Genomic DNA, 17,342 nt, shown 5'->3' on the forward strand with positions numbered 1-17,342 from the left:
GGCGGCATGACGTCCATACGTCGGACACCGAGATCTATCTGAGCCGGTCGCCGGATGTCTTCACGGCAGCCGTTCCTCTAGCTGCGACGCAGAAGTGCAGAAAGCGCCCTATGCGCGCTTGGCCCGCGCCACCACGTCCGCCTTCAGCCCTGAGCATGAAGTGAGGAGACTACGAATGACGGACGCTGTCGCAGCGGAGCAGGCTCCAACTCAACAGACGCAGGTGACGGCACGACAGATCGTGACCAAAACGCGCGGCCATGGCCACGGGCCGATCACCCGGCTGATGAGCCCCGGCGACTTGGGCGAGGTCGTCAAACCCTTCGTCTTCCTCGACATCTTCGAAGCCGACTGGAGGAAGCTGACGGACAGCATGCAGATCCATCCTCATTCAGGGATCGCCACCGTCACGGTCTTCACCAAGGGCGACGTCCGATACGACGACCCGAAAGATGGACAAGGTCCCCTGGCCTACGGGGCCGTGGAATGGATGCGCGCGAGCGGCGGCGTATGGCACGGCAAGGAGATCGGGGCCGGCGAGTCTGCAAGGGCTCAGGGCTTCCAGCTCTGGGTGGCTCTGCCCCCTGAACTCGAGAACGCCACGCCGGACAGTCAGTACATTCAAAACAAGGACATGGTGCAATCGGGCCCGGCTTACATCATCCTTGGGGCCTATGAGGGCGCTCAAAGCCCGGTCCGGGCGCCTGACGGGCTCAACTATCTCCTCGTCACCCTGAAGCCCGGCGAGACCTGGACCTATACGCCGCCTGAGGGTCACACGGTCGGGTGGCTGGCCTTGGCCCAGGGAAGCCTTGCTGCGCAGGAGCCGGTTCAAGCCGGAGAGTTGGCCATCTTTGAAAACGGCGAAGACGCGATCACCCTGACCAGCGATGGGCCCCAGGACGCGATCTTTGTGCTCGGCTCGGCAGTCCCTCACGACCATCCTCTGCATCTCGGCTATTATTCGGTGCACACCAGCGCAGACGCGCTCGTGCAGGGCGAAGCGCGCATCGCCGAGCTCTACCAGACGCTCCTGGCCGCCGGCGAACGCCGCACCGAGTCGGGGACTGTTCCGGTCTATCGCTAGAGGCTTTGAGCTCGACCGGGCGCGGTCCCTGTCCGGTCGAGCGCTGTCGATGGGGGCTCCGGCAGACCTAAACACAGCACGCCGATAGCCTGGGGCGATCGAACATCGCTGTTCCGCCTGGAGCGACAGCGATGACCATGGCCGATGGCTATCGGAACCGAAGCGGAACGGCGACACCTGAGGCGTTCAACTGCAGGAGCCGCCCGTGGCCCATATCCTCGTCCTCAACAGCAGCGTTTCAGGCGACGCGTCTGTTTCCAGGCTTCTCGTCGAAGACGCTGTCGAGCGGTTGCGTGAGGTTCACCCTGACGCGATCGTCACCCAACGGGATCTCGGCTCCGAACCGCCCCCGCACCTCGTCCCTTCGACGGTCGCGGGCATCCGGGCTGTCGCGAATACAGACGCTGAACTCGGCGCTCGTGCGCTGTCCGACAGACTGATTAGTGAAGTGTTCGCCGCGGACATCATCGTCATCGGCTGCCCGATGTACAACTTCAGCGTCCCGACGGGTTTGCGCGCCTGGATCGACCACGTCCTGCGCCCTCGTGTGACGTTCGCCTACGGCGAATCGGGCGTTCAGGGCCTGGTCACAGGCAAACGCGCGATCGTCATCGAGTCGCGCGGCGGAACCTATACCGAGGGCCCCCGCGCACCGATGGACTTCCAGGAGCCCTATCTGCGTCTCCTCCTTGGTTTCATCGGCATCACGGACGTCACCTTCGTCCACGCCGAGAATATCGGTTTCGGGCCTGAAGCCCGGGAGGCCGCCATCGCCCATGCCAAATCCCAGATCGCCGTCGTGGCCGCGCAGCCCCTCTCTGCGGACATTTGACGGTGTGAGAGCCCGGCACGCACCCTCCCCCGGTAAGCGCGTCGGGCTCGCCTTATGCCCAAGGAGTACGGCGAATGCTCGGGGACAGCCAACAACCCTCTACGCTCGCTCGGGAGCGCCTGCGCAACGACATCCGACACCTTGCGCTCTGGACGTTTCAGGGTTGGCTGGCGATGGCCTTCATAGGCGCAGGCTACGCCAAGACCTCCGAATCCCTGACGACGCTGCAAGGCCTGCTCAGCTGGTTCAGGCCGGAGCTCGAGGCGCTGACCCGGGCGCTGGGCCTGGTCGAGATCTGTCTGGGCCTGACCATGCTTGTTCCGCTTCTGTCGTGGAGGATCGGCCGTCCCATTCTGCTCGCCGGCGCCGCCGGCGTCATCGCGTCGTCGATGATCATGATCGTCGTTCATGGCCGAAAGGCTGAGGTCGAGGCAGTTCTCCTCAACGTCGCGCTCGTCCTGCTGGGCGTGGCCGTCTCGATTGGCAGGCGACCGGGAGCCCCTTGCCTTCTACGCTGACCTGGGACTGGGCGGCGATGGGATGTCAGGGTCGACTGAGCTTCGGCGACACCATGACGACCCTAATGGCGCGACGCGTCCCGGTATGCGCTCTGGGCTTCGAGCACCTCATCGCGATGCTGCTCTGCCCATGACAGGATCGCGCCGATATGCGGTTCGAGCGAACGGCCGAGGGGCGAGATTTCATAAAGGACCGCCACAGGGGCGTTACTGACCACCGTCCGTCGGAGCAGACCACTCGCTTCCAGACGCCGTACGCACTGGGTGAGCGCCTTTTGAGTGACCCCCGGCACCGCCCGCCGCATGGCGTTAAACCGCATGGGCCCGTCACAGAGCGCGTGAAGGACCAGCAAGGTCCATCGGCTCGTTATTTCCTCCAGAACGAACCGGTTGCGCTCGAGGCTTTCGACAGACGGCGCGGTCACGGGCGGGATACTCATGGATACCTGGTAGCCTTAAGGTGCGTAATTGCGCCGTAGTGTAAAATGTATACCTGAACCGTCTTCTGTAACAGGAGGCGGGCATGCCGACGTCGAAGGTTCTTCCCGATCGAATACCCTACCGCGGCCACAGGCCGAAAGACGGACGGACGATCCTCGTCTTCGGCGCGACCGGCCAGCAGGGCGGCGCGGTCGCCAGAGCGCTGAAACGCGACGGTTGGTCGGTGCTGGCCTTGGTCAGGAAACCGGACCAGCCCAAGGCCCAGGCCTTGGCCGAGGCGGGCGTGGAACTCATCGGCGGCGATCTCTCGGACGCCGCCTCGATCCGCCGCGCGATGACGGGCGCCTATGGCGTTTTCAGCGTGCAGCCAAACTCGGGGCAAAGCGCGTCAGGCCTCAGCGATGAGACGGAGGTTAGCTATGCCAACACCATTGCGGATCTCGCGGTTGAGCTCGGCGTGGAACACCTGGTCTATTCATCGACCATCCTTCTGAGCAAAGGCCCTACCGGCGTCGCCAACCTGGACTGCAAGCTCGAGATTGAGGCCCGCCTCGGCGCGCTGCCGCTGCGCAGCACGATCGTCCGGCCTGCGACCTTCATGGAGTTGCTGCTGCAACCGGGCCTGGCGCCCAACGATGGCCTGTTCACCTTCTTTGTTGAACCGGATCAAACGGCTCAGCTGATTGCTGTGGAGGATATCGGACGTATCGTGGCGGGCGTCTTCGATGACCCAGAGCGTTTCGCAGGACAGGCCGTCACCATCGCCGGCGACGCCCTGACTGGTCGGGAGATGGCAGCGGCGCTTGGTCGCGCCGCCGGGCGGCCGATCCGCTATCAGCGCTTTCCCCACGAGAATTTCGCCCAGGCCCCCTCGCTCGCACGGACGGTGGCCGCGTTTGCTCCAGGACGATCCGAAGCGGCGGACATCGCCGAGCTCCGCAGCAGTTTTGGAGACCTGCTCACGTTCGACGCATGGCTGGCCGGGCCTGGCAAACCGGTCGCGGACAAGGTGTTCGCGCCTGAGGCATGACGAGCGCCGGGGCGGTTCCGATGGTTCTGCGTCGCCGCCCCTCCGCCCCGGCCAGTTGCCAGGACGTCGGCTTCAATCGTCCCGTCTCATCAGGATCTAAGCTGTTCGCCAATGCGGATAGGTCACATAGGCCGTCCGCGCGCCCTCAGCCTGGGTCTTAATCGTCACCGGCTGCCCCTTGGGCATATGAACGATATCGCCCGCTGTCGCCCGAACCGTCTCGGCCCCGCTGGTGACGGAGAGAGCCCCTTCCAGAATGATCATGACGTCATCGACGGCCATGGTCTCCTCCAGGGTCTGGTTCGGATCCCAGCGGCCGTATCCGATGGTGATCGGCCCCCCGTCTCGTTCGTCCACCAAATTGCCGGTGTAGATGTCCGCCGGCTGGCCCGGCGAACGCTCCATAGACGCATCCGAGTAGCTGAACTTGCGCGTCTTCATGGGCTGGCCTCCTTCAAGCGAAGCAAACCAGGATCATGAAAGTGGGTTCCGGCCCTGAGCAGGAACGCGCTGTCGCTCGTGCTGCAACTCGCACGTCAGAGAACTGTCTGGCGCGGCTCAACGACCACGGTAAAAAGGACCAATGACTGACGCTGACAAAATCGAAGCACTGCTCGACCTCGTGGACGAGAACCGGACCGCCGATCGGGATCGTAGCGAGACACTCGTCGTCCTGGGATACGCCGTGCGACGGGGCAAGGGCTACTGGCCGAGCCAGGCCGGATGGAATTTCCTGGGAGAGCGCGGCCGTCCTTTCGATCCGGGCTGACGCAGTCTGACGTGACGGGCCCTGCCAGACGACGCCCGTCGAAAATGCGAGACTTGGCGTAGAGACTACAACGAAGAGCGACCTCACAGCGCGATCGGCGACAAGTGCCCGATCGAGCTCATGAACGGCGCCGGGCCATATGGCCCGCCCGGCGCCTAGACACCGAGATGTTCCGGCGAGAACCGGTCCAACATCGGGGGCAAGGTCACCGCCTCGACCGCCATACCGGCGTTCCGTGACGGCGTCCTCCCGTTTCAGGATCCTGATTTTCCTCGCGTGTTCCTTTCTCGTGCGATGGTTTGGGTATGAGGTCACCAGCGGGCCGCCCGCAGCCGCCGCCAGACTTCAGCGTGCGGGGCTTCATTGTCCCCAGGCTGCAGGCAGTCCCACCAGTTGCGGATCCGATCGCCATGGAACTCGTAGAGAACCAGCTTTCGAACAGCAGGAGGGGTCGGCGCGTCGCTCTGTAGAGCTGCCGCTGGGCGGTCGGGACGAGGTCTCCGTCCGGAACCTGACGTTCAAGACTCATCCGCACCACGTCATGTGAGTCGAACATCCGACGCCAATAGGCGAGGATCGCCCTGCGGCCGACGAGCGGATCAAACCCTTCCACACGATAGAGGATGTCCTCGTCCAGAAAGGGCTCGAGGTGCTCACATCGACGTGTCTCGAAAGCGCTGAGAAAGTCCTGCACGGCTCCAAACCCTTAGTCTGGACGTCCGCCCACCGATGGGCCAGGCGGTGGGCGGACCAGAACCAGGGCGGCGACTTTCATTCTCAACGCTCCGACGGCCAGTCGGACGGATTGAGCAGCCAGCCGGGGTATTCGATCGGCAGTCGGCTCACCTTGTCCAGCGCGGCCCGATCTTCGGCGTCGAGCCTTACCTCGGCGGCACGGACATTGTCCTGAAGCTGCTCGACCCGCTTGGCGCCGATGATCACCGTGGAGACCACGGGCTGATGCAGGAGCCAGGCGATGGCGATTTGGGCCGACGTGCGATCGTGCCTGGCGGCCACAGTCGCCAAGGTCTCGAGCAACGGCCCGCCCCGCACCCGGTCGATCGGCGGGAAGTCGAGCTCGGTCTGCCGGCCGCCCGCCCCATCGCCGCCCCGGGCGTACTTTCCGGTCAGGTAACCGCCCGCCAAGGGGCTCCAGACCATGAGGCCAACCTGTTCCGAGTTCAGAAGCGGCACGATCTCGCGCTCGAGATCCCGTCCAACCAGCGTGTAGTAGGCCTGCAAGGCGGTGACGGGAGCCAGGCCGCGCGCTCGGGAAATCCCGATCGCCTTCATGATCTGCCAGCCGGCCCAGTTCGACAGCCCAACGTAGCGGATGTCCCCGGCCCGGACGAGGGTGTCCAAGGCGTCAAGGGTCTCATCGATCGGCGTGGACGGGTCGAACCCGTGGACCTGGTAGAGATCGATGTGATCGACCCCCAGCCGCTGCAGGCTGGCATGGCAGGCGCTGATCAGATGCCGGCGCGATGCGCCGCGCCGGTTGGGGCCTTCTCCCATCGCGCTGAAGCCTTTGGTGGCGATGACCACATCGTCCCTCGGAACCCCCAGCGCCCTGAAGGTCTGGCCCAGCATCTCCTCGCTGCGGCCGTTGGCGTAGACGTCGGCCGTGTCGAAAGTGTTGATGCCCGCCTCGAGCGCGGCGCGCACGAGGGTGTTGGCGTCGTCCTGGCCGAGACGGCCGACCTGACCCCAGAGGCCGTCGGTTCCGCCGAACGTCATGGCGCCGAAGCTCAACTCCGAAACCCACAGGCCGCTCTGGCCCAGCTTGCGCATTCTCATGGCGCGTCTCCTCAGAAGAGTGACCCTGAAAGGTCGTCGCGGCCTGCGCCGCGACGACCGCTGTTGACGATCAATCGATGATCCGCTGCCTTTCTCCGGTCTTCGCCGCACGTTCGACCGCAGCGATCAACCGGCTGTTATGGAGGGCGTGGGCGAAGCCCGGGGTGGCGTAGGTCCCCGCTTCCAGGTCGCGCGCAAGCGAGGCGTAGACCTCGCCCACATTAATCGCCGCTCCCGCCCAGAACTCAGCAGCCGTGGGCCCCACGCCGTTGGCGACCGGCGCTTCGGGGGCTTGGAAGGCCACGCTGGCCGTAAGGGTCAAATCGCCGACCTGGACGCCCGCGAAATGGTGGCCCGTAAGCGTGATCCAGCCTTCCGAGCCGCGGATCTCGAAGGTGAAGTTCGCCTGGTCCGCCGGCACCCCGGCGAGCACCTGCAGCGACACCGGCGCACCACTCTGCGTCTTGGCGATCATGTCCAGGTGGTCGGGAATCTCCCGCCGCGAGGTCTCACCTGTGTCCACAATCTCAATATCGGGCCAAAGCAGTTCCGTGCGGGCGTCGACTTCCACGATATCGCCCAGCACCGCCTCGACGACATCCAGCACATGGCCCGTCGTAATGGTGAGGAAGCTGGCGCCAGACGCGGCCTTGTTGAAGTAGTCGTAGACGCTCGGCGACTGGGGTCCGTAGCCGAAGGTGGTGGCGATCACGCGGGCCGACATGAGCCGGCCGACAGCCCCCGCCTTCACCAGTTCAGCGGCCCGACGGACGGCAGGATTTTGTCGCCCCTGCAGCCCGATCGCTGTGTGGAGATCGCCGACGGCCGACGCCATTTCTTTCGCTTCGGCGACCGAGACCCCGAGTGGAGATTCGCTGTAGACGGCCTTGCCGGCCGCCAGGGCCGCGAGAACCAGTTCGCGATGGGCGGGAACCTTCACGGCCACCGTCACAACGTCGATCGTCTCGTCGGCGATCAGGGCATGGGGGTCCGCGTACCAGCGCTCGGCGCCGAAAGCCTCGGCTGCGGCGCGCGCGCTCTCCTCACGACGGGTCGCCACCGCGACCAGTTCGAGGTTGGGCTGCGCGGCCAGGGCGGGAATGTGGGACGCCCCCGCCCAGCTCGCGGCGGTGTCCGCCCCGATGATCCCGACACGGAAAACTTTCTTCGACATTGATTAGCTCCAGCTAGGTCGACGAGCGCGATGGGTGCGCTTCGGCGATCGATCTAGGGAGCAGACCCACTTCAGAGAAATCGATATGCGGGATGTGTCATTATCCATCCCATGGATATCACTTGTACCCGCCGCCGCCGCGGCGGTCCGGATCAGTAGTACTGCTGGCGCAGATCCGCACAGACCGGCAGGGAGGGTTGCCAGACATGGGGGAAGCCCCCCGCAAGACAACTGCGCAGCCAGGTCTGGGCCGGGTGAACATCGTTGCGGCGATGCCAGGCCATGACAAACGGCACGGCATTCAGGGCCAGCGGGAACTCCAGAATGGCGAGGCGGTCGGCCTGAGCGGACTGGATCACCGCGCTTTCCATCACCGTGGCGATCCTGTCCGAAGCGGCGACAAGCTGGAGCGCCGTCGACATCTGGCCGACCGTGGCGGCCGCCCGCCGCGCCCATCCCTTGCTGGCGAGCGCCGCGTCGGCGACATCGATCCCCTCGTTCTCTGGCGACACCACCACATGGGACAAGGCCTGGAAGGTTTTTGGATCCAGCGGGCGTCGGGCGACGGGATGATCCTTTCGCACAACGCAGACGAAACGGTCCTGAAACAATCGAGCCGTCAGAATCCGGGCCGTGGCGGACGGCGGTATCCCAACGGAGAGATCGACCTCGCCGGCGTCCAGCAAGCGGATCGCGTCGTCGCGGGCGGCAAAGGTCCGGACCCGCAGGTCGACGCCCGGAGCCCGCGCGGCGAGGATCGCCATGAGCCGGGGGACGACCACGGTCTCGGCATGGCTCGACAGTCCCAAGGTGAAGGTCATCCCGGAGCGCGCCGGGTCGAAACCCTGGGTGAACTCCAAGGTGCGCTGGATGTCGCCGAGCGCGACGGAAATGGGTTCGGAAAGCTCGAGCGCCCGCTGGGTCGGCTGCAGGCCCTGTGGACCGCGCACGAACAGTTCGTCGTCCATCAAACGGCGCAGACGCATCAGGGCGGCGCTCATCGCCGGCTGGGTGCGTCCGATGCGGGTCCCCGCACGGGTGACGCTCCGCTCGGCGATCAGGGCGTCGAAAGCCACTAGCAGGTTGAGGTCGATGCCATGCAAATCCATGGCATGGATTTATATACACGCCGGAGATCGACAGCAACGATGGATACGTCATTACGGTCAGTCCGGGAGCCGCGGATAGTCGGTGTAACCGGCCGCACCACCCCCGTAGAAGGTGGCCCTGTCCGCCGTGTTGAACGCGGCGCCGTCCCGCAGCCGGCGTTCGAAGTCCGGATTGGCCAGGACGAGCTGGCCATAGGCCTCGAAGTCGGCCAGTCCACTCTCGACGTCGGCGCCGATCATCTCCCGGGGGCGTCCGGGTCGATTGAGGATCAAGGCCCCGCCCCACAGGCGACGCAGAGCCCTGACCTCTGCGTCATCGCCGAACTGGGTGATGTGGAGGTAGCCGAGGTTCAGGCGATCCAGCTCCAGGACGAGATGCGCGTAGAGCGCTTCGGCGTCAACGCCCTCCTCGATCCCGAAGATGTTCGCGCCGGGTGACAGCCGAATCCCCGTCCGGTCGGCACCGATCTCGACAGCCACGGCGCGGGCGATCTCGAGTGCAAACCGGGCGCGGCGTTGGGTCGAGCCGCCCCAGTCGTCGCTCCGGCGGTTTGAGCTGGCGCCGAGGAACTGATGGATCAGATATCCGGTGCCACCGTGGATCTCGACCCCGTCCGCTCCAGCTTCGAGCGCGCGTCGCGCCGCATGGCGGAATTCGTCGATGACGGTCCGAATCTGTTCGTCCGTCAGTTCCCGTGGGGTCGGGACCGGTTGCATGCCAGTGGGGGTGAATATGTCCGTACCCGGACCGACGGCGCTGGGCGCGAGCCCTGGTCGTCCGTGGGGCGTGTTGTCCGGGTGAGACATACGTCCGGCATGGGCGAGCTGGATAACGATGCGGCCGCCGCGCTCATGCACGGCGTCCGTGACACGCCGCCAGCCCGCGACATGGGCGTCCGTGTAAAGTCCCGGCGTCGTCATATAGCCCTGGCCGTCCGCAGACGGCTGTGTGCTCTCGGTGACGATCAGACCCATGCCGGCGCGCTGGGCGTAGTATTCGGGGCTGAGTGGTCCGGGGGTCCCGTCTGGCTCCGCACGGTTGCGGGTCATCGGCGCCATGACGAGACGGTTGGAGAGACGGTTCAGCCCGAGCTTCACCTTGTCGAACAGACAGTCCACGCCGGGGACTCGCCCGCTGGCGGCGACCTCCGTTTCAAGATCGATGGCGGTCATGACGCGACTCCAGGTTTGAGAGCGATGTGTTTGTATTCGATGAAGTCTTCGATGGCGGCGTGACCGTTCAGGCGTCCGAGGCCCGACTGTTTGAAGCCGCCCTCCTCCGTGCCGTCGAAGACCTTGGCCCAGTCGTTGACGAAGACGCTTCCGGCCTCGAGGGCCTGGGCGACGCGCAGAGCCCGATCGATATCTCGGGTCCAGACGCTGGCGGACAGGCCAAAGATGCTGTCGTTGGCCAGATCGATGGCCTCCGCCTCGTCGCCGAACCTCTGGACGGTGATGACGGGACCGAAGGTTTCCTGCTGGACGATGTCCAGACTGTTGTCCTGGACCTCGAGCATGGCGGGACGGAAGAAGGCGCCCGGGGCGAGCGGCCCTTCGGTGATCGGCCCGCCGCGCACCACAGCCGTGGCGCCTGCGGCCAGGGCGGCGCGCACGACACCGTCGACGCGTTCGACGTTCTGGCGGTCGATCAGCGGTCCCATGTCGCTCTCCGGACTGGAGGCTGGCCCCACGCGCACCTTGCGCAAGCGCTCGGCCAACCGATCGCGAACGACCTCATAGAGATGGTCCTGGACGAGAAGACGCGAGCCGGTCATGCAGAACTGGCCGGCGAAAATTGTCAGGGCTTTCTCGAGGACCGGGATCATGGGTTCCACGTCCGCGTCCTCAAACACGATCATCGGCGCCTTGCCGCCCAGCTCCAGCCCCATGCGCTTCATCATCCGTGCGCCCACCGCGCCGATCGCCGCGCCGGTCCGGGTGCTTCCGGTGAAGCTGATGGCGGGGACATCCGGGCTTTCCACAAGCAGGGCGGAGCCCTCGGCTCCGCTCTCGACGAACATGTTCATCACCCCCGCCGGAAGATCGGCGGCCTCGGCGAGCACCTCGGCCAGGACGCTGGCCGTCTGGGCCGTCTGACCGGGCATTTTCATCACCACGGTGCAGCCTGCCGCGAGCGCCGGGGCGAAGGAGCGGACCGCCAGGATGACCGGCGAGTTCCAGGGGACGATCACGCCTGCTACGCCCATCGGTTGGCGCAGGATCACCGACAGGCTGCCCGGCCGGGGCGTGGTCGCCCGGCCGCTCTCGGTCAGGGTCATGGCGGCCCAGTAGCGGAGCTTTCCGGGCACGGCGGCGACCTCGAAACGCGCCTCGCCGCGGATCTTGCCATTCTCAAGGGAGAGGACCGAGACCAACCGGTCCAGATTGCGCTCGACGGCGTCGGCCATCTGGGACAGCACCCGGGCGCGCAGCTCAGGGTCATGGCGCCAGGGCGAGCTTGCGAAAGCCCTGCGCGCAGCGACGATGCAGGCCGCCGCGGCCGCCGCCCCGTCATCCGGATAGTCGCCGATGGGCTGGTAGGTGGCCGGGTCGATCGAGGTTGTCCGGCGCGACGCCGAGACGTGCTGGCCGTCGATCCAGTTGTGGCCTTTGAACGATGACATGAGTGATCTTCCTGGCTGGTGTCTTGGGCGCGAATGGGCGGGGCGCTCGGGGAGGGATAGGCGCCCCGCCCTGCTCGGCCTCCGCCGCGCGGGTGGGGTGATGTTCCGCGACGGGGTCGGCCGACCGGTCAGGCGTAGAACGGCGGGGGGTTCTCGCCCTTGAGGCGGTAGTTGGGTCGGTTCCGCTCGAGGCGGATCGATTCCAGCACAGTGTAGGCGTGGTACTTGGTCTGGGTGGTGACCCCGGCCAGACGCTCGGACCACAGCTGTCCATTGCTGCTCCGCTTCTCAAGCACATGCTTGGTCGCGAAGTTTGTCATGGAGTTGATCCAGTTCTCGGTGCCGACCCAGAACTTGTCGAGGCCCGGCTCGATCAGGATGTCGATCAGGACATCCGAGCGGGAAAAGCGATCGACGGCCGCCTGGGCGCCTTCCAGCACGTCGGCGAAATATTCGATGGAGGCCTTCACCGTGTCGGGCGTGCCGTAGCTCATGTGGTGGCCGGCGACGAGGAAGTCGAAGTCGTACTCCATCAACTGGGCCTGGGCCTCATACCAGCCCGAGATGTTCTGCGAGGCGTCGCAGTGCATGAAGGTCGCGCTGCCGGGGCTGATGATGTCGATCACCGTCAGCACCTTCTGGGCCGGGGCCCAGATGAAGATGTTGCCCGGGCAATGGTTCTCTCCCTTGTAGGACAGTTCCAGGACCACACCGCCGACGACGAGCGTATAGGCCGTGTCGAAGGTCAGGGTCGGGACGGGCCGTTTCGGATCGGGGAAGCGCTCCAGCAGTTCCTTGGTGATCTCGTGGCCGATGATCTCGACGTCCGGGCCGTAGATAGATGCGGCGCCGATATGATCGGAATGCCAGTGGCTGTAGATCACATGAGTGACCGGTTTGTCGGTCACGTCCCGGATCGCCTCCAGCATGTTCTCGCCCAAGGTCGGCGGGGCGTCGATCGCCACCACGCCTTCATCGGTGACCACGAAGGCCGCGTCATAGCCGCCGCTGGTGACCCAGTAGAAGCCGTCGCGCAGTTCCTCGACATGATAGCCGAGCCGCTGAAAGCGTTCGCTTGTGAAGTAAGGCGGGTAGTAGTTCGGCGGATCAGCGGGATGTTCGCCGGCTTCCGGGAAGCCGTAGTTGTCGATGCCGAAGAAGGCCGGGGTATCGGAGGCCACGATGGGCTTCTGGTGCTTGTCGCACATGGCGGTAGTCCTTTTCTGAAAAGGCTGGGGGCGGGGCTTGGGGTTACGAAGCGGGAAAGCGGAGAACGGCCTTGATGACCCGACCCGAGCCGGCGTCCTCGAAGGCCTGGTTGATGTCGTCGAAGTCGTAGAAGCTGATGAGACGGTCGAACGGGAACCGGCCGCCGCGATACAGATCGATCATCTCCGGGATCATCAGGGTGGAGACGGCGTCGCCCTGGATGATGCCGGTCAGGCTCTGGCCCAACGTCAGGCGCGAGGCGTCCAGAACAGCGCCGGAATGGTCGTTGAAGGCGACGAAACCGAAATGACCCATGGGGGCCAGGGCCCCCACGCCGGCGTCGAGGTTCTCCTTGCGACCGCTCGTATCGAGCACATATTCAACCCCGCGCGGGCTGATCGCCCTGAGGGCCACAGTGACATCGTCGACCTCGCGGGCGTTGACGACCTCGGTGGCGCCCAGTTCGAGGGCCAGGGCGAGGCGATCGGCGTTCACATCCACTGCGATAATGGTCAGGGCGTCGGCGACCTTGGCGGCCATGATCGCCGCCAGACCGACGGCGCCGACACCGAAGACGACAATCGATGCGCCGACCCGGACGTCCAGCGCCTTGAGCACGGCGCCCGCGCCCGTCTGGAAGCCGCAGCCGAGCGGTCCGAGGATCTCAAGCGGGACGTCCCTCGACACCTTTATGGTGTTGCGGGCGTGGGCCAGCGCATAGGTGGCGAAGGAGGACTGGCCGAAGAAGTGGGCGTGAAGGCTCTCGCCGTTTTCATCACGCACGCCGCAGGTGCCGTCCAGTCGGGCGCCGGCGAAATTGGCGTCCCATACCCGATCGCAATAGGCGGCGTGCGAACTCGCGCAGGACTTGCAGTGACCGCATGAATGGTAGGACAGGACCACATGGTCGCCCGGCGCGACATGGGTGACGGTCGATCCGACCCGTTCCACGATCCCGGCCCCTTCATGGCCGAGGATCGCCGGAAGGGGCGCAGGCATCAGCTGGCGCTGGACATGGGCGTCCGTGGCGCAGATCCCGGTGGCGACCATACGGACGAGCACCTCGTCAGCGCGGGGCTCCTCCAGGATCACCGACCGGATGACGAAGGGGGCGTCCTTCCGGTCAATCACTGCGGCTCGGGATGCGATGCTCATGTGATCAGTCTTTTCGTCTGGGGCGGACCGCGCCGGGCGGCGCTGGTCAATCCGGTGATGGTTTCAGCGGTCGTCGGCTTCTTCGGCCGCTGGGCGGGATGGATCGTCAGGCGGTTGCGGAAACCGGCTGCGACGCCTCGGCCATCAATGGACCACGCCCTTCCGCCGCCCTGAAGACGGCGTGCTGGAAACGGAGCGTTGCTGATGCGGCAACCCCCACGACAGGCATTCGTCCGTTGCAGCGGAGTGTTCCGGCTCGCGCTCACGCGCATCCTGTGCGGCCCACGGCTCCGCAGGTCGACAGGCGGGTTAGGCCAAGGCCGCCGTGCGACAGTCTCTTTGAACATCGGCGATGGGGGTTGCTTGAAACGCTACGCTGAGTTGGGCCTGGCGGAACCACTTGGGAGGAGCAGCGGCGACCTCGCGCCCTTAAGCTCCCGAGCATGTCCAGCCATCCGAACCCCACACGCGCCGCGACCCTGGTGAGCCACATCGGGCGCTTTCTCTCTGAAGAAAGCCGCCTGTTCGGCCCCGGCGAGCGGCCGGCCGTCGCGGGTTCGCCGGCCACCCCGCAGCACGGGCCGGCGTTGCGCGCCGCCTATGCGGTCATCTCGGTCCTGCTCGGCCTGACCGCCGGGCTTGGCAGCGCCTTCGTGCTGGTGAATGCGGGGACCATCCAGGCAGCGATGGGCTGGACGGCGGTCGAAGTCGCGTGGCTGCCGACCGCCTATGTGATGACGAGCGTCTCGGCGAACCTGCTTCTGATCAAGTTTCGCCAGCAGTATGGACTGCGTCCCTTCGCGATCCTGTTCCTGGGACTCTACGCCCTGCTCTCTGTCGGCCATCTGTTCGCGACAGATCTTGGACACGCCATCGCGCTGCGGGCCGCCAGCGGGATCGCGGCGGCGGCCCTCATTCCGCTGTGTCTGTTCTATATGATGCAGGCGTTGCCGGCGCAGTGGCGTCTCCGCGGCATGGTGCTCGGCGTCGGCGTGGTGCAGTGCGCCCTCCCCCTGGCTCTTGTCCTCTCTCCCGCGCTGCTGGCGGCTTCGGAACGGCGCTCCCTGTTCGAGTTCGAGGCCGGGCTCGCCCTTCTGTCTCTGGCGGCGGTGGCCCTTGTCCGCCTGCCGCCGACCGAGCGCGTGCGCGTCTTTCAGTCTGCCGACGCTGCGACCTTTGTCCTGATTGGCGGCGGGCTCGCCTGTCTGGCTGCCTTAGCCGGCCTCGGCCCCGTGTCCGGCTGGGGCTCCGGCTGGATTGTTCCGGCCCTCGCAGCAACCGTGGTTCTGATCAGCCTGGGGACGGTGATCGAGCTCAGACGTCCCGAGCCCCTCCTCGACCTGCGCTGGTTAGCGCGTGGCGAGGTGGCCCGGTTCGCCCTGGCCACGCTGATGGCGCGTCTGGTTCTGGCTGAACAACAGATCGCCACCGATCTCCTCCGCATGCTTGGCGCGGGGGCGAACCAGCTCGAAACACTTTCCCTGTTGGTCCTGAGCGGCGTCGTCTCCGGAGCGGCCGTCAGCGCCATTTCGGTCAAGGTCGAGAAGCTGGCTCGCCCGATGATGCTGGCCATCGCTGTCGTAGCGGTGGCCGCCTACGTCGAGAGCGCGCCCGCCGACCTCTCGGCCCTGCCCCGCTTCTACGTCTCTCAATTCGTGATCGGTTTCGCCGGCGCCTATTTCCTTGGCCCGGCGCTGCTGCTGGGCGTGACCCAGGCGCTGCAGCGGGGAAGCCGGGAGCTCATCAGCTTCATCGTGCTGTTTGGCCTGCTCAACGGACTGGGCGCTTTGGCGGGCCACGCGCTGCTGGCGGCTGTTATCGACTGGTCGCTGGTCCGCCACAAGACAGCGCTCGCTTCCGAGCCCGCGATCCTTGCCTATCAGGACGCCTTGCGCTTGGCGGCGATGCTGGCCGCGGGCACCGCCGCCTACCTCGGTGTTCTGCTGTCGATCCGGATCCGGGCGCAGCTGGCGCAGCTGCGCTCGGGCGCGACCGCCGCTGCGCCGGCTGCGCCGGTCTCCACAGCATCGACTTGGCGACCGCCCGCTGCGTCCCTCGCCGGCAAAATCCTCCTCGGCGGCGTCGCGGCGGTAGGCGCGGCTCTGGTGGTGGGATCGTTCCTCCCCTGACTCCTCGACGCTGCGACGTGCGACGAAGGTGACGGATCGGGCGCACGGTGATCTGCCCTCTCCCGCTTCAGCCGCAAATGAACTCCAGCACATCGCGGCTCAGCAGGGTCTTGTGGGTCTCAACCAGGCTATGGGCCCACACGAATAGGCCTTCAGGACCGCCCGCGGCGCCAGGACAGGTTCAGGAAGACGCGACGACAGTCGGCGCCTGGCCTGCGGCGATCATCAGCCGATCGCGCAAAAGGAATTCGCCAGACGCCCGGAGCGGGTCTGCGAGCCCCCTCCGGGCAGGGCCGAAAAGCCTCGCCCTTCGGCAGCGGCGCGTTCAGGCAGCCCCTGGGAAGCAAAGCGTCGCCCTCACCACCAGCCGGACGCAAGCGCATTCGCGCCCGGAGCGGTCTTGAGGGCGGGCGCGGCAGGAACAACAGCGGCGGCCGGGGCCGGCCGGACCAGAAAGGCCGGAAGGGCGGTCATGGCCGCCACGCCGGCGGAGGCGCCGAGCACAATCTTGCGTCGGCTGAGAGAGGGCTGGGTCATCGGAAGGGTCTTTCTGCGTTAGGAGTGATTTTTGAGAGCGGCGCAGGGTCGGAGCGGAGATCGCGGCATCAGCTGCGATCGCCGCCCTGTCGTCCGCAGACGACAGGGCGGCGCATCATCAGGCGGCGGTGGCCCAGTGCGCTTCCAGCTCGCGCGCCACGTCGCCGGGCACGTTAAGCAGGGGCCAGTGGGTGGCGCGCAGCTTGACAACGGCGCGGGCGCGAGTGGCCTCGCCGAGCAGATCCGCAAACCGGTTCGGCAGGAACGGGTCGTCGATACCCCAGATCACGAGGGCGGGTGCGACGACTTGGGCGAGGCCCGGCTTCCACTCCGCTCCCACATTGATGGAGGAGCGGTACAGGGCCAGGATGCTGGCCTTCATCTGGTCATCGATGTGGCTGACCGACTCGCGCGCGTCTTGCGGCGGCATCTGGGCGTCGATCAGGTTCTGGGCGAACTCGTCTCTATCCAGAGCCGCCATCCACGCCTCGCCTTCGCCCGGCTTCTGCCAGATCTCGGCGAGATAATGCCACTCGTACTCGGGGTCGAGCGGGCCGCTGATCCCGGTCCAGGTCCGGACCAGATCGGGCCGGACCGATGCGATGCGGGCCGTCAGCAGACTTCCCCAATCATGGCCGACCAGGTCAACCGGTTCGCCGAGCGCCTCGATCTGACGGATCAGCCACTCCAGATATTCTTCCTTGGTGGACTGGAAGCCTTCCGGGATTGGGGAATCGAAGCCCGGCAGGGACAGGGCGACGACATCCTTCCGTTGCAGGCGAGCGCGAACAGGATCCCACAGGCGATGGGTATCGGGAACGCCGTGAACGAGAACTGCAGGCATGGGTAATCTCCTTCTCAAGGGTTGGGTCCAGACGCGCGCGACAGATCGAAGGATAGGTCGACCGGCTGGATTGGAGGCGGCGTCGGT

General features: G+C 66.0%; 18 protein-coding genes and 1 pseudogene. 7 read left to right on the plus strand and 12 right to left on the minus strand.

Going from position 1 to position 17,342, the window contains the following annotated elements; translation table 11 throughout:
* Positions 1-175: 175 nt before the first annotated feature.
* The 3 genes from AC3ISA_RS04015 (at position 176) to AC3ISA_RS04025 (ending at position 2,437) form a co-directional block, all read left to right on the plus strand.
* Positions 176-1,087 carry a pirin family protein gene (locus AC3ISA_RS04015; RefSeq protein WP_489179441.1) on the plus strand — a complete coding sequence of 304 codons (912 nt, stop codon included), beginning with the start codon at positions 176-178 and terminating at the stop codon, positions 1,085-1,087.
* A 205-nt stretch (positions 1,088-1,292) separates the two neighbouring features.
* Positions 1,293-1,919, plus strand: coding sequence for an FMN-dependent NADH-azoreductase (locus AC3ISA_RS04020; protein ID WP_489179442.1), 627 nt, complete (start codon positions 1,293-1,295; stop codon positions 1,917-1,919).
* A 74-nt stretch (positions 1,920-1,993) separates the two neighbouring features.
* Positions 1,994-2,437 carry a DoxX family protein gene (locus AC3ISA_RS04025; RefSeq protein WP_489179443.1) on the plus strand — a complete coding sequence of 148 codons (444 nt, stop codon included), beginning with the start codon at positions 1,994-1,996 and terminating at the stop codon, positions 2,435-2,437.
* Between the two features lie 62 nt (positions 2,438-2,499).
* On the opposite strand, the gene AC3ISA_RS04030 is transcribed toward AC3ISA_RS04025, so the two are convergent.
* On the minus strand, positions 2,500-2,877 hold the full coding sequence (locus AC3ISA_RS04030) for a winged helix-turn-helix transcriptional regulator (RefSeq protein WP_489179444.1): 378 nt from the start codon (positions 2,875-2,877) through the stop codon (positions 2,500-2,502).
* An 83-nt stretch (positions 2,878-2,960) separates the two neighbouring features.
* On the opposite strand from AC3ISA_RS04030, the gene AC3ISA_RS04035 reads away from it, so the two are divergent.
* On the plus strand, positions 2,961-3,908 hold the full coding sequence (locus tag AC3ISA_RS04035) for an NmrA/HSCARG family protein (RefSeq protein WP_489179445.1): 948 nt from the start codon (positions 2,961-2,963) through the stop codon (positions 3,906-3,908).
* A gap of 96 nt (positions 3,909-4,004) precedes the next feature.
* Here the strand turns inward: AC3ISA_RS04035 and AC3ISA_RS04040 are convergent, their stop codons facing one another.
* Positions 4,005-4,349 carry a cupin domain-containing protein gene (locus AC3ISA_RS04040; protein ID WP_489179446.1) on the minus strand — a complete coding sequence of 115 codons (345 nt, stop codon included), beginning with the start codon at positions 4,347-4,349 and terminating at the stop codon, positions 4,005-4,007.
* 142 nt (positions 4,350-4,491) lie between these two features.
* On the opposite strand from AC3ISA_RS04040, the gene AC3ISA_RS04045 reads away from it, so the two are divergent.
* Both AC3ISA_RS04045 and AC3ISA_RS04050 read left to right on the plus strand, forming a co-directional pair.
* A complete protein-coding gene (locus AC3ISA_RS04045; RefSeq protein WP_489179447.1) occupies positions 4,492-4,677 on the plus strand; it encodes a hypothetical protein in 186 nt (61 codons plus the stop codon).
* A 30-nt stretch (positions 4,678-4,707) separates the two neighbouring features.
* Positions 4,708-4,836: pseudogene (locus tag AC3ISA_RS04050) on the plus strand (integrase core domain-containing protein); the annotation flags it as partial.
* Positions 4,837-4,882: 46 nt separating this feature from the next.
* On the opposite strand, the gene AC3ISA_RS04055 reads toward AC3ISA_RS04050, so the two are convergent.
* The 8 genes from AC3ISA_RS04055 to AC3ISA_RS04090 form a co-directional block, all read right to left on the minus strand.
* Positions 4,883-5,371, minus strand: a complete 489-nt coding sequence (locus AC3ISA_RS04055; protein ID WP_489179448.1) for a nuclear transport factor 2 family protein — start codon at positions 5,369-5,371, stop codon at positions 4,883-4,885.
* A gap of 83 nt (positions 5,372-5,454) precedes the next feature.
* Positions 5,455-6,468, minus strand: a complete 1,014-nt coding sequence (locus tag AC3ISA_RS04060) for an aldo/keto reductase (RefSeq protein ID WP_489179449.1) — start codon at positions 6,466-6,468, stop codon at positions 5,455-5,457.
* A 76-nt stretch (positions 6,469-6,544) separates the two neighbouring features.
* A complete protein-coding gene (locus AC3ISA_RS04065) occupies positions 6,545-7,648 on the minus strand; it encodes a Gfo/Idh/MocA family protein (protein WP_489179450.1) in 1,104 nt (367 codons plus the stop codon).
* Between the two features lie 152 nt (positions 7,649-7,800).
* Positions 7,801-8,724: a LysR family transcriptional regulator gene (locus AC3ISA_RS04070; protein ID WP_489179451.1), complete on the minus strand. Its 924-nt coding sequence runs from the start codon at positions 8,722-8,724 to the stop codon at positions 7,801-7,803.
* 90 nt (positions 8,725-8,814) lie between these two features.
* The gene (locus tag AC3ISA_RS04075; RefSeq protein WP_489179452.1) at positions 8,815-9,930 is read right to left on the minus strand and encodes an alkene reductase; all 1,116 of its coding nucleotides are present in this window, start codon (positions 9,928-9,930) and stop codon (positions 8,815-8,817) included.
* On the minus strand, positions 9,927-11,381 hold the full coding sequence (locus AC3ISA_RS04080; protein ID WP_489179453.1) for an aldehyde dehydrogenase family protein: 1,455 nt from the start codon (positions 11,379-11,381) through the stop codon (positions 9,927-9,929). The genes AC3ISA_RS04075 and AC3ISA_RS04080 overlap by 4 nt, the downstream gene beginning before the upstream one ends.
* Before the next feature lie 128 nt (positions 11,382-11,509).
* Positions 11,510-12,589, minus strand: a complete 1,080-nt coding sequence (locus tag AC3ISA_RS04085) for an MBL fold metallo-hydrolase (RefSeq protein WP_489179454.1) — start codon at positions 12,587-12,589, stop codon at positions 11,510-11,512.
* Positions 12,590-12,632: 43 nt separating this feature from the next.
* A complete protein-coding gene (locus AC3ISA_RS04090) occupies positions 12,633-13,745 on the minus strand; it encodes an NAD(P)-dependent alcohol dehydrogenase (protein ID WP_489179455.1) in 1,113 nt (370 codons plus the stop codon).
* Between the two features lie 443 nt (positions 13,746-14,188).
* Between AC3ISA_RS04090 and AC3ISA_RS04095 the strand changes: the two genes are divergently transcribed.
* A complete protein-coding gene (locus tag AC3ISA_RS04095; RefSeq protein WP_489179456.1) occupies positions 14,189-15,874 on the plus strand; it encodes an MFS transporter in 1,686 nt (561 codons plus the stop codon).
* A 357-nt stretch (positions 15,875-16,231) separates the two neighbouring features.
* Here AC3ISA_RS04095 and AC3ISA_RS04100 read toward each other — a convergent pair whose 3' ends face one another.
* Both AC3ISA_RS04100 and AC3ISA_RS04105 read right to left on the minus strand, forming a co-directional pair.
* The gene (locus tag AC3ISA_RS04100; RefSeq protein WP_489179457.1) at positions 16,232-16,411 is read right to left on the minus strand and encodes a hypothetical protein; all 180 of its coding nucleotides are present in this window, start codon (positions 16,409-16,411) and stop codon (positions 16,232-16,234) included.
* 118 nt (positions 16,412-16,529) lie between these two features.
* Complete coding sequence (locus AC3ISA_RS04105) at positions 16,530-17,255, minus strand: alpha/beta fold hydrolase (protein ID WP_489179458.1); 726 nt, start codon at positions 17,253-17,255, stop codon at positions 16,530-16,532.
* Between the last annotated feature and the right edge of the window lie 87 nt (positions 17,256-17,342).

The organism is Brevundimonas sp. KH_058 (genome assembly GCF_057838505.1).